7 protein-coding genes are annotated in these 13,277 nt (G+C 42.3%); 4 read left to right on the forward strand and 3 right to left on the reverse strand.

Translation table 11 applies throughout. From position 1 onward, the window contains the following. The first annotated feature begins 1 nt into the window (after position 1). The 3 genes from V6259_RS02590 to V6259_RS02600 are packed head-to-tail and all read left to right on the forward strand — an operon-like array spanning position 2 to position 8,907. A complete protein-coding gene (locus tag V6259_RS02590) occupies positions 2-2,383 on the forward strand; it encodes a hypothetical protein (protein ID WP_341583208.1) in 2,382 nt (793 codons plus the stop codon). Continuing rightward, positions 2,380-6,768 (forward strand): contractile injection system tape measure protein, encoded by a 4,389-nt coding sequence (locus tag V6259_RS02595; protein WP_341583209.1) that lies wholly within the window; start codon positions 2,380-2,382, stop codon positions 6,766-6,768. The genes V6259_RS02590 and V6259_RS02595 overlap by 4 nt, the downstream gene beginning before the upstream one ends. A gap of 12 nt (positions 6,769-6,780) precedes the next feature. Beyond that, entirely contained in the window at positions 6,781-8,907 is a 2,127-nt protein-coding gene (locus V6259_RS02600; RefSeq protein WP_341583210.1) for a hypothetical protein, read from the forward strand. Positions 8,908-9,205: 298 nt separating this feature from the next. On the opposite strand, the gene V6259_RS02605 is transcribed toward V6259_RS02600, so the two are convergent. Beyond that, entirely contained in the window at positions 9,206-10,060 is an 855-nt protein-coding gene (locus V6259_RS02605; protein WP_341583211.1) for a hypothetical protein, read from the reverse strand. Between the two features lie 194 nt (positions 10,061-10,254). Further along, entirely contained in the window at positions 10,255-11,289 is a 1,035-nt protein-coding gene (locus V6259_RS02610) for a DNA/RNA non-specific endonuclease (RefSeq protein ID WP_341583212.1), read from the reverse strand. A gap of 258 nt (positions 11,290-11,547) precedes the next feature. Here V6259_RS02610 and V6259_RS02615 point away from each other — a divergent pair, with 258 nt between their 5' ends. After that, entirely contained in the window at positions 11,548-12,501 is a 954-nt protein-coding gene (locus V6259_RS02615; protein WP_341583213.1) for an IS110 family transposase, read from the forward strand. A 253-nt stretch (positions 12,502-12,754) separates the two neighbouring features. On the opposite strand, the gene V6259_RS02620 is transcribed toward V6259_RS02615, so the two are convergent. Continuing rightward, the gene (locus tag V6259_RS02620) at positions 12,755-13,213 is read right to left on the reverse strand and encodes an eCIS core domain-containing protein (RefSeq protein ID WP_341583214.1); all 459 of its coding nucleotides are present in this window, start codon (positions 13,211-13,213) and stop codon (positions 12,755-12,757) included. Positions 13,214-13,277 lie beyond the last annotated feature (64 nt).

Here is a 13,277-nt window from a genome sequence, read left to right on the forward strand (position 1 = left end):
CATGGCAAGCACGATTTCAAAACGCGATCATCAAGAGAACCAAGATAGCTTTGAACAACTGTTTCAGTTGGGGCTAACCTATATTCAGCAGCTTAGTGGCAAGGTCTGGACAGACTATAATACCCATGATCCGGGTGTCACGATTTTAGAACAGCTGTGCTATGCACTCACCGACCTCATTTATCGCAGTGACTTTGATGTCAGTGATTACCTCACTGAGGCGAACGGCCAAATTGATTTCCGTAAGCAAGGTCTGGCCCACCCAGATGACATTCTTCAAGCCCCACCACAACAACCCAGCGACTATCAGTCGTGGTTGCTATCGGCTATTTCCGACTTAGATCAAGTTTGGGTAGGATTAAATGAACAATCTCCACATTGTGGACTTTATCAAATTGATGGCTTACTTCCGGTGGCATTTCAGCAAAGCCGTGATGATTCTTCACAACACATTCAACAAACCATTCATGCCATTGCTCACGCCTACCACAGTGTTCGAGGTCTCGGAGAAGATTTAGATCAGGTTAGAATAATCGGCGAAACAAGCCTATCTCTTCATGCGGTTATTGATATTACAGATGATGTAGACGATACCAATAAACTGACAGCAAGTATTTATGACCAAAGCAACCAATGGATTCGACAACATAATTCAAAACCTTCTTTGACTGAACTCAAAGAACACCTGCTCGCCAATACCGCTATACAGCATATTCACGACTTATACCTCCAAAGAGTGGATGCCTTAGATACCAATGAACGACTAGAAATACTTCCTGAATACGCGAAGCTTATGCTCCCTGAACAGGAGTCAGACATTAAATTAAACTTGTTCCAGCAGAATCATCCAGTGACGCTTGATGTCGGCGAAATAGCTCTAAACTTTCATTTAAGTCAACAACGCAGACGCATTCAACTCACATCAGATTCCTCAGCAAGCCATTCGCTTCCTTCAGGAAAATCTTACAATCTTGCACAATACGAATCGATTCAGACATTGTTTCCACGTAATTACCATCTCGCACCAGGGCGACCAAACCACTATAAACCCCAGCAACAAGCAGAACGTCATCAATTACGTAGCTATTTACTTTTATTTGATCAACTCATGGCAAACTTTTGTCGCGATTTAGATGGGATTCGTGAACTTTTCTCTCTCTCACTAGACTCGCCTTACAGTTATCAAATACAGGCATTAGGTCATGAGCAGTTTTACGATATTGACCAACACTACCCAGCACAAGCAGCCCAGCAACTAAGAGAATTACAAACACAATTTGACGACTTCCACGAGCGCAAAGGACGCCTCTTTGATTACTTGCTGGCGCTTTATGGTGAACGCTACCCAAACGATTTTCATCGACAATTTAATCCGTACCTGTCGGTTAATGCGCTTAATTGGCAACTACTAAAAAACAAACAAGCGTTTCTGCAAGACATTATCACAGTAACGAACGAGCGTGGTCTTGGTCCTAACTTGTTCCAAGCCAATCATCAAAGCGGGTACGAAAAAAGAATTTCTTTGCTATTAGGAATACAAAAAACAGATAAAACAAACTACAGCCGCACCCTCACCCGACATTTACTCAATGTGGTCAGCGATGAACATTTTGCCCGTAGCTCGATAGGTCAAAAAACACTATTTAAAATTCGTAAACCAATACGCTTGCTACTCGAACCCCTTAGTGAGCGTCCTGACGACATTGCTCTAAGCGATCGACAAATTCGTCATATGCGCTCATCCATTATCGCCTTCAAAGGCCAAACCATTCCCGAGTCTTTGTTCTTATTGGGTATCGATCACCACTGTTTTCAAGTGTTACACCACACACGCAAAGAGGAATATCAGCTTTTTTTCAATTTTCCTGGTAAGCAGTCTGAAGATGAAGACAAACGATGGCTCTACATTGGACGCCATACGAATAAAGACAAGCTACTCAACTTCTGTCACCACTTGCAGCAGTGGCTCACTCAGCTAAATCACGAGAGCGAAAGCCTACACATTGTGGAACATATTACCCTTCGTCCCAGGCAAACATTGGTCGATATCACGCCTTATGCCCACCAAATTAGCATCATTTTGCCAGGGTTTACCACGCGTCATCATAACGCGCATTTTCGCCAGCAGGCCGAAGCGCTAATCCGCAACAATAGCCCGGCTCATTTGCTCGTTAATATTCATTGGCTTTCTTTTCATGACTTCTGTGAATTTGAATCACTCTATTTTGCATGGCGGGAGCAAAAAGCCAAAGTGCTCAATCTAAATGACTCTATGTCGAGCTCTGGAGATCAAAGTGAGCAAAAAGAATGTGATCAATTGGCGGCAAAACTCTATGCTTTTATACAGCAGCCCAGCAACAAGGATGAAGAGTTGATACTATGACAAAGGGCCATAAAATCCAAAACGCTGAACTAAAACTCAATTTTAACTCGCCTCTTGAAGCCGAAAGTTTTGAGCAAAATGCACATAACTGGGTTATGAATGAACTACTACCGCATATCGAACAGATCTTTAATCGCTATTGTCCGCCCAATGAAGTCATAACCATTGATCATCTTTCTCTTGATCTTGGCAACCTAGAAACAAACAGCCTATTTAGCGACCTACTGAATGCCATTGAGAAACAGGTTTGCGAACAATTAAATCAACACATTCATTCCGAGCCAAAAAATACTAAGAAGCTATCGCCACAACCCTCATCTAAAAGCCCAGCAGAGAAGGTTAGTGCTAGCGTAACACGCTATAGCAATGAGGATTATTCTTGGCATCAAGCACTGCAATTTCTTCAAACAGGGCAACTTCCTTGGGCATTTGATAGCAAGCAAGCAATCAAACAAACCGGCATGATAGAAACACTCTTGGATGATCCCGATAGACTGAATCAAACGCTCAGGCAATCGTCTCGCCCTGAACCGCTGTTAACACGTTTAGTTGGTCAACTGTCTGCTGAGCAACTGACAAAGCTACTGGATATCCTGTCCCCCATATTTTGTCAAAATGTCGTTATACAATTGTTAAATAGCCCCAAACGACATCACTCAAAATTAAAAGCTTGGCTCGCTAAATACTGGCAACAACGTATTCAAGATGCCTTAAGCCACCACCAGCTCACCGAGTTAGATGAGCTATGGTATTTATTAATACAAGACTACCGACAGCCACTGCTTGCTGCCCTACATACCCAAGCACAGAACGGAAAATTGCCGTCTACACTGATGCATTCACTCAATGATACGCAACGCTTTGCCTTACTCAAATGCATAGAGCCGACTGAGTATCCATTTCTTTATGCATTATTAAACACGCCGCAACTTTGGCAGGCAACAGCCTCTGCAACCGCAATAGACTCTTCAACCTCGACAATAAAGGCGGCAAACGATTCCCACTCTGCTGAACCGTTACCCGCCGTATCAGAAACAACCATAAATCAGCAACTTTGGTTATTTACCTTGCATTACCTGCTAATCGAACGGGGCAGCCGATTTAATAAACAGCAATACCTCATGGCACTTATTACGCAAATGGCAGCGGCACACAATCAAACACAAGCCCAATTGATTAACACACTGCAAACGTCACTCGCGTTTTATAGCCTTGATAGCACACTGAAACGACAAATGGCGTCACTGTTAGCCACCATAGCCCAAACATTAACCAGTACAAAACCCGTACTAAAAACTCCGTTCAATATAGATCTAACAAGAGCAGAAGACATCCATCGTCTCATGCGCGCCTTACTCTATGGCGAGATAGACGCAGAGATAGCGCCTTACATAGATCAGCTAATGCGCCAGCCTAAATCCTTCAAAGGTATATTAACTTTTTTTGCCTCTACACCTGAACTAAAAGATCGACTTTGGCAGCGGCTGCCACGGCCCATCATAGTGAAAATCCTCAATCAATTAGGGCAAAATCCCATTGATGAGTTAACCGATACACAGCAAATTAAACAAGCTTGGCATCAGCTATTGGCACCAGCCTCAGACAAGACAAAAAACAAAACCGCGCCAGTGCTGACCGACGCATTCAATGACTTACTGATCATCTTGCAAAAAGGCAGTGAAGCTAACCTTAAACATGATTGGCCCAAGGACAAAATCGCCTTCAGATCCCTTTTATTATGGGTTGGGCAACTAGCTGCCGTACGCCAACACTGGGCGGAACACTATTCTGACCCAATACTACTAGACATGACTCATGTCATTGAACCCAAAGCACTCGAAGCCGTTCGCTCTGTCATGCAAGAAAAAGCACTCTTTTCAGCAGACCTTGAATCCTCCCAACCAACGAAAAACATTAATGATGCCACGCTTCGCATCAGCCTCTGGCAATTCACACTCAGTTTCTTATTAGTGGAATCCTCTAATAAGTTTAATCGTCATCGCTATCTACTCTCTCTAACGCGTCAAATGGCGGCAAGACGCAACCTAGGACAAGAGCAATTAATTCAAGCCATGATCTTGGCTTTAAGCCCCTACCCACAACACACACTGCTCAATACATTAAAGCAAGAATCAGACACGGTTTACACCCGTTCATCACCATATAATCCGGTTATTTTTGGCCCTGAGCAAAATCAAAAAATAGTCTCCATACTCACAAACAACCATAGTGAGGCGACACATACGCTGATGCAAATACTACAGCAGCCAAACTCGACTTCGTGGCAACAACAAGTACCTCAGTGGCTGCAATCATTCATCAGCGAGCTGGGTCAAGCAAACACCATTCGTCAACGCTGGGTAGCCAACTTTGATGACGCTATTCTCCTCACCTTAGTGGAATTAATTGATACATCCGCCACCGCAACGATAGAGAAGGTGATGACCAGTCATCAACTCATCAGCCAAGTGTTAACCTCTCAACCAATACAGTCTGGCTCAAAACAAACGACAGCCATTCAACCAACACATCTACGGAACAGTTTGTGGGAATTGACCTTCACTTATTTATTGGTCGAACGTGGCAGCCAATTTAACCGTCGCAGCTATCTTGCATCACTCACCAGCAAACTTGCCGCACGACATAACCTGAATCACCATCAATTCATTCATGCGCTATTAGAAAACAGTGATGGCCAACACGCTTGGCGCAATGATTTACAGCAACTATTCCGCCAAACAACAGCGCTAACAGAACCCGAGTTGCTCAGCCAGCTACAGCAAGACAAGGAAGCAATACTATTAACCAAAGAACAAAACACACAATTACAGACATACCTAAGCGCACCATCATTGCCTCAACGCTGGGCCATTCAGCAATGGACAAGCGAGGCACAACAAGGGTTAATTAAAACGCTAGCGCCGCATTTATGGCCATCACTAGAACCCTTGCTCGCTGGACTCAGCCACCTATTCAACAAGCTAAGGATAAACGCACACTGGTTTTATCAAATGCTACTGAGCCAACAAGCACCAAGAACCATGGGCGATTGGCTGAATCTCTTATTCGACGAAATCAAAAGACAGCAACCAAGCAAAACATCGGCACAAGTGTTCAATGAGCTACGCGACATCATCAAAACGGCCCCCGCACACATAGCAAAGGCACAAGAACAAGCTTGGCTGGCGGGGTTAACTGACCCTGCCGAGCAAATGGATCTATTAGTAGAATGGTTAAAAGGCAATGACGTACAACCAGAAGCGACAACGATCACGCACTTAATTCAACAACATCCCTCTTTACTCTGGTCGCAACTGACTCATCAACTGCAATCACCACAAAACCTGTTACGTTGGATTAATGAACTTAACGAGGCCAGTCACTTCCAGCTTATAGCGATTCATTACTCACACATCATTGGTGACTTAATGGCGATTCATCAAGCCTTAAAAGACTGGTTAAAAAATGAGAGCGTGCAAGAACCACTCTTTTGGCAGGTGATCTACCACCGCTTACTACTTCAAGGTAGGCAAGGAATAAGCAGCGTATTATTGCAGCAAATACTCAGCGATCTAACTGAAAAACCTGAGATTAAAGCCAAACTGAATGCAGACTCAAGCACCTCACTGGTCAGCCAACTTTCACAAATGCTAACAAAAACAAAAGCGCTGCCAGCAAAAGATGGTCTAATAAGCGCAATCCAATTGTCTGAGCACGATACGCCATCGATAAAACCGAGTGCGCCAAAGCCACTTAATATTGAACGAAAAGACATTCGTCAATTGTATGAAGCCATAGAGCAAACGCCACCAAAAGAATCGAAAACTCGCGCAAGCAACGCAACCCCTTGGCAAGATCCCAATGCCGAAAAAACGGAAGCATCAGACCCTATTCCAATTCATAACGCAGGCCTGGTACTGGCTGCAACCTATATCCCCATGCTGTTCCAACGACTCAAACTCACAGATGGTCAGCAATTTTTTAGCCTTGAAGCTCGTCATCAAGCATTGTTTTGTTTGCAATGGATGGCAGATAGCAGCCAAGAAGCGCCCGAGTATCAGCTCATGCTCAATAAAGTCTTATGTGGGATTGCCATTCATGACCCAGTTCCCAACACAGCCCGATTACCAGACGGCGCAGCCCCCCTTATTGAAGGACTGCTCAATGCCCTCATTAACCACTGGAAAGCCATTGGTTCAACCTCCATTGAAGGCCTACAATCCACTTTTATACAGCGCGGTGGTCAGCTAATTTCGCAAGACAAACAATGGCAGTTAGAGGTTTTTCCCGGCACATTCGATATGTTGCTCGATCAACTGCCGTGGAGTTTTCAAACAATTAAATACCCATGGATGAACAAACCCTTGTTTGTCACTTGGCGCTAAAGGACCTTCATCATGATAAAACTGTTCATTTCCTTACCCATAAAAATGATGAGAAAATACTCACCATCCTTTATGGCGCTTATACTATTGGCGGCTGTGTTATGCACATCCACAGGTCAAGTGTTTGCTACTGGGACGGAGGGAACCCCAACAAACCAACAGAATAACCCAATAAAAAGTACTTCAACCACATCGGTAAGCAGCTCAAGCTACTATCAGCTTAACGCAAAAGAATTTGCAAAAATGCAACAAGATCGCATCTTGCGGGACAAGTTACAGGCGCTTACTCTTAAACAGTTCGAACAACGCAGCCAACTTCTCAACACACTTAGCGATATTTTGTCACAGCCGCCTCTTTCCCAAGATTCATCACTAGATGTAGAGCAATTGATTCAATCCATCACTATCAAGTCGGACAAAGCATCAACTAGCGAAACACAGAGCACCAGTTCCACTCAGATTACGGATACAACAAAAAATACAACCGATGAGAAACAACCAACCCATTCGCAAGCAATACAAACCAGCACAAAAAGCACAACACAAACCAACGATCCAGAAATTGTCTGGGTAATTAATACAAAGGCCTTAGAAGATGTATTAAGTAAAGGAAAAGTATCCAACTTTTCGGAAGAGATCTTAAATAAATTCAAGCCACTACAGGGTGAGGTTTTCCACAGTCTTTATATGTTTTATATGGCGGTAAAACTCGCAGGGATTCCTACCACTTTCTCTGACGTAAAAAGCATTGTTAGCCTCGCAAAAAAATTAGATATGCCGACAGAACAAAATAATCCAATCATTTGGCATGCCCCAACCAACTGCGGTTGCGAAGACAGTGTATCGTCTATTTTTAGCTCTGGAACCTTCTATGGTTTTTATCCCTATTGGGATCACCCGAAAACAGGCCAAACCATCAATTTCAGTCAACTTGATCGAATAGGCTTTGTTGGTGCCGTCATCACACCAGACCAAAATGGCAGCAAACTTATCCTACCACCAAACTGGAAACCACAACCCGAAAACAGCCAATTTATCCAAATGGCCCATAGGTACCGTAGCAATGTAGATCTCGTCGTCACGGCCCAAAAGCCCACGGAGAGACGACTCACCGAGCAGTATAACGAGCAATTAATTCAACAACTCGTCGACGCCATTGCCCAACCTCTCGATCAATACTTTATCAACAGAATGGAGCCCATCATCTCCTTTGGTTTCACCCCCATCCCCACAATGGGAGACGGCATCACACTGGACATCAATTTATCCAACCTTAAAACACCACAAAGCCAGCAGCAGTTTTTGGAGTTTGTACGTAACTTAAAAAAAGCCCTACTCACCCAAGCCAATAGTAAACGGGCTAATGCCAAAGTGATTACGGCACAACCCAATGACAGATATTATCTTAATATTATTATTCCAGTAAAAGACGTTATCGATCGCACTAATTATGGCTTTTACCAATTCGATAATCTCAAAACGTTAGCGCAGCTCACCAACGTAATGATCATGCGCCCAAGCACCCCTCACGAGAGCGGTGAACCTCAAAATGAACTAAAACAAATTCAGGAACTGCAACACTGGCTCAGTCATCAAACGGACCAGTTAGGGGCTGAACAACTCTTTAAACGCATAACCCCAATGTTAGTAACAGAAGACAATCGCAACAAGCAACAAGAACTAACTCAACTTGTCCGATTATCCCGTTGGTCTTTCTTGGGCGCCGCCTATTGGCCGCTGCCACTGAATACCATGAGCCAAAATCTCATCAATCAGACTTTCTTCCCCACTACGTCCTCTTTCCCACAATCGTTAGATACTGCCATATCAGCGATCAATAAGGTATTTAATTGGGTATGTCCGAATCGCTGGGAAATGAGGTTGATAGTGTTCGCCACCTTCGTTGTTATCTTCACCATACTAATGACTAGCATTTTGTACTATCCGCTACGACCCTACCTCAGCAAACCGCCATTTGTTGCACTCAGCGCTGCCGCCACTGTTGGATTAATGCTAGTCTTTATTGCTGATCCGTATTTTAAAGACTACCAAGGCCCAATACTGCTGCTCTTTATGCTAGTGATTGGCTTGATATTATTCACAGTTCGTTGGGCTAATAAAGAAGGGGATAAACCGTAATGGCGTTGGATAACCGTCATTACAGTTACATATATTTAGGGGTTATCGTGCCTTGCGGCTGCTTGATGTTTTATTCGGCTTAAACGTTTAAAAGCCAGTCCTCGTCATTACCTGAATTCTTATTGCGGATGATAGGATGGATGCACGTAACAAATTACGGCGTCGATGCACCATACTAAATGTAACAATTGGACTAAAAGACGTTTTAATGGCTTTTAGGTTTTGTTATGGGCTTCCAATGCATTATATATTATGGACAGATATAATTTTTATATTCATTCAAGCCTAAAAACATAAATTAATAAGACTGAAAGTAATCTTCAGCCTCCATTAGAGAATGATCAACTTCATCAATTTTCCCAAACACATCGGTAACCGACTGAGCATCCCCCCATTCACTGAGAGTTTTTAGGGCTCCTTGTATCATTTGATGATGAACCCCAGCACTTCGAGCAACTCGGTTCGCCCACGCCTCTTCAACACTGATTCCAGAGCCACTTCCACCTTTACCTTTTGAGGCATTCTCTGAACCAGCCATTGGCTTTAGATTTCCTACATCATGGTAATATTTTCTTGCAGCATATACCGAATAGTTTTTATGATCTGGAGTTATTAATCCATCATTTTGAAATTTCGACAAATTTGAAGAGTTTACAATAGTTGAGGGGTCCTTCTTTAAATCTGCCTCAATGTTTACCCATGGCTCAACATGATCGATTTGAATTGCATTTGTGGGAAGTACTACTTGTGATTCACCACTGGTAACTACATGCCACATATCTGTACTCTGATTATATGATCCCCCCCATTCATTTTGAACCATTTTCAACTTAAATAGTGTACTGAAGTTGGCTGGTCTACCTCCAGAATACGCGACTGATTTAGATTTATTTATTGGTTCGTAATATTCCTTTGTATCTGGTTCTCCGTATTGGGGAAGTTTAAGTTGAGCTACAGGATCACATGGCTTTTTCTGAATATATTTATAGCCAGAATGACTGTTTGTTATTGACTGAAATTTTCTTTGCGCTATAGCTTCAGGCCGATTATCCATAAATCCAAAACATTGCTTCACATTCCTTTTCTTCTGAGTAATTAAATTAGCAACCGCCCTACTTTTATTTTCTTTTGTTTTCTCTACTTGTTTATACATATCTCAAACCTTTTTAAATTAGCTTCATTCAATGTTATAGGCTTTCTTTCATCGCATATAACAATTGGGCTAAAAGACGTTTTCAATGGCTTTTAGGTTTTGTTATGGGCTTTAGTTTGATGTGGAATGGACAAGATCTACCTCTTTATGTTTGACTTAATGTCTACTTCATACCTCCTTTTCATTTTGCAAAATCATATTTTTTCTAGAAGACCTTCCAATCTATTAATAATTATTTCCACTTTATCGTTAGGCATCGTTGCTATAACATTTTCTAGGTCACTAGGTAAGTACCCGTTGGTTGGGTCAAAGTCAAAATAAAGTTTCTTCTTTCCGAATTCATCTATATAGGACTCCGTCAATTCTGAGGCATATTCTCTCCGGTCAATCTGCCCCTTAATAAAAGAACGTCCTTCAATTAAATCACCCGATAAATTATTTATATTCTGATTTTTACCATCAACCTTGACTAAGGTTATTTTTTCAGCCGTATTTTTGTGTTCTGTATTATTTATACTAAATCCGCTACTAACCTCCCCCCAACCTGCCTTCATATTCTTTGAAGGAAACGAAATACTTGGACTGTTATTTGCTATGCCTCCCTCAACTATACCTGGTCCATTTAGCGCGCTGTTAGTTGCTTTACTTGGAATTGAAGAAACGACTTCATCGACCAACGTTTGTTGATTATTCGCATCTATAGCAACACATTTGAATTCTGCATTAGGGCTCGAAATTTTATTCGCTGCATTGACTACTTCTACTGAATAGTCTACGTCTTTTCCTTCTTTAATATGTTTCTTAATCGGATTTTCAACATGGTTTTTATGTAAGGAATTTGCTTTCGCTGTGATTGGATACAGATTCATTGCTATTCCCAATCCACCGAACTGTCCATTTAGCAAATGACCTCGAATCATCCGATTATAGTGAGCTGTTTTCAGTGAGCCCATTAAACCAGCTTGTACACCATCGCCAGGTGATGAGCCTTTTATCGCATCACTTTGTTCGAGGTGAGCATCCATTTTTTTACCTACTATTTCTTTTTTACCATTCTCTAAATCATATTCTGTAGTGTTATAAGAAATACTAGATGCAAGTTGCGAAACATATTCAGACCGATTATCCACGAACCCAAAACCTTGCTTCCCATTATTTTTCTTCTGAACAACAGAATTGGTAACCGCCCTATTTTTATTCTCTTTCGATTTCTCTACTTGTTCATACATATCTCAAACCTTTTAATTTTTCTTTAGCGCTTGTATGGATAATAATTTCACAAAGTAATTATTATTTAAACCAGGTTCGGGTAATGTGAGGCCCAAGCTTTGGCTGCAACCAAAGCCTTTTATACAGTAGTTCGATTAAGCGAAGGCTCCTCTATTGAGAGACCGTTAACAAGTACGAACGCTGTATAAACTCCAAGCATTAAACTCGGATAGTCAACTGGGCCTCGAGCCCGAATAGCAAGGCAGAGTCAGCTTATTATGGATAACACAAATAATCAAAACGAAATTAACGTCGGTGTCGATACAGGTAAAACCCAACTCGACATTTACATCAGACCTTTAGACATTTACTTCACCGTAACAAACAATGAAAGTGGCATTAAAGAAGCCATGAAAACATTAAAGAAATACCCCATCACTCGCGTCATTATTGAAGCGACTGGACGACTTGAACAGCCTTTTATTATGGCCTGTGCTGAAGCAAGTATTCCTTTTGTTATCGCCAACCCTGTGAACATTAAGCGCTTCGCTGGTGCCATCGGTCAAAAAGCAAAAACAGACAAACTTGATGCTCACCTCATTGCTCACTTTGGTGAAGCGATAAAGCCCTCATTATCGACTTTAAAGCCTGAGCAAATGCGCCTCATGAGTGATTTACTGTCTAGAAGAAGGCAGCTAATGGATATGCAAACGATGGAGAAGAACCGTTCTCAGATAATGCCCAAAACAATCTCTTCATTTATAAAACCTGTCTTGACGGCATTGAAGAATCAGATAGAAAAAGTAGATTCAAAACTACAAAAACTGATTGAAGAATGTGACGAATACAAAGCCAAAAATGACATTATTCAAAGTGTGCCTGGTGTCGGAAATGTTGTCGCATTTAACCTACTCAGTGACATGCCTGAGCTTGGTTATGTAAACAATAAAGAAGCAGCACCTTTAGTAGGTGTCGCCCCATTTAATCGAGAGAGTGGCGCTTATCAAGGCAAACGAATGATACGTGGTGGAAGACCTAAAATTAGAACCGCCATGTACATGGCCATGATGTCAGCCATTCAATGTAATCCGAAATTTAAAGAAATTTATCATCGAATGGTAGCCGCTGGAAAACCTAAAAAAGTAGCGATCATTGCCTGTATCAGAAAGCTTGTAGTGATCATAAATTCGATGGTGAGAGATGGTGTCATGTGGGATCCTAAAATGGTTTAACATTAGGAATTGACACCATAGTCACTTGTTATAGGCTTTCTTCAGTTGCCTATCGCTACAGGAATGTAGCTTATTAGAGTAATGCAGGAGCAATTACCGATAACATGCTCGTAAGCTCCATAGTGGACTTTATTTAGACTATCTCTTTATCAATACTGGTCTTTTAACACCCTTCACGTCTTTTAAAGAACCACTCTTTACATCAATTTCATCCAAGGGAGATCGAATCCCCACAATACCTTTATATAGAGACTCAGTCGCCGTAGCTCTGTGTTGGCTTCATTTGCAATGCCTTGTTGCCTAATGAGGTTGCTTCACTCTCCAGCGATTGACTATCGTTCACCGCCATGCCGCCCACGGAGGTAGTGGGTTGAACACGCCCTTGGGCTTGTTGAACAACGTGGCCTAGTTCATGGGGCAGGTGTTTTTCTTGACCGGAAGCAAGGTGAATGTCGCTGCCTTGGGCATAGGCATGGGCTTGTACCGCAGCAGGTTTGGGGGAGTTGTAATGGACATTGACATGGTCAAGGCTCATACCACTGAGGTTTTCCATGCCGCTTTTAAGATTATCTGGCAAGCCTGTACGATTAGGCTGGCGCTGAACAGGGATATGTTCTCGGTTATCTTCCAGTGTTTTACCTGTATGACTGGCGTTGCGTTGCACAGGTGCCTGTAACAGCCGAGTGGATTTTTCTTTGCGTTCTGAATACATACGCCCATTTCCTATGAGTTGTGAATGTATCTTATAGCCTTTGCTCACGACGTCACGCAAAGGC

It is taken from the genome of Marinomonas sp. TI.3.20, from assembly GCF_038155025.1.
Taxonomy (GTDB): Bacteria; Pseudomonadota; Gammaproteobacteria; order Pseudomonadales; family Marinomonadaceae; genus Marinomonas; species Marinomonas flavescens.

Excerpts from the sequence above, each read along its gene's own strand:
- V6259_RS02590 (WP_341583208.1), top strand. The coding sequence starts at position 2 with ATGGCAAGCACGATTTCAAAACGCGATCATCAAGAGAACCAAGATAGC.
- V6259_RS02595 (WP_341583209.1), top strand. The coding sequence starts at position 2,380 with ATGACAAAGGGCCATAAAATCCAAAACGCTGAACTAAAACTCAATTTT.
- V6259_RS02600 (WP_341583210.1), top strand. The coding sequence starts at position 6,781 with ATGATAAAACTGTTCATTTCCTTACCCATAAAAATGATGAGAAAATAC.
- V6259_RS02605 (WP_341583211.1), bottom strand. The coding sequence starts at position 10,060 with ATGTATAAACAAGTAGAGAAAACAAAAGAAAATAAAAGTAGGGCGGTT.
- V6259_RS02610 (WP_341583212.1), bottom strand. The coding sequence starts at position 11,289 with ATGTATGAACAAGTAGAGAAATCGAAAGAGAATAAAAATAGGGCGGTT.
- V6259_RS02615 (WP_341583213.1), top strand. The coding sequence starts at position 11,548 with ATGGATAACACAAATAATCAAAACGAAATTAACGTCGGTGTCGATACA.
- V6259_RS02620 (WP_341583214.1), bottom strand. The coding sequence starts at position 13,213 with ATGTATTCAGAACGCAAAGAAAAATCCACTCGGCTGTTACAGGCACCT.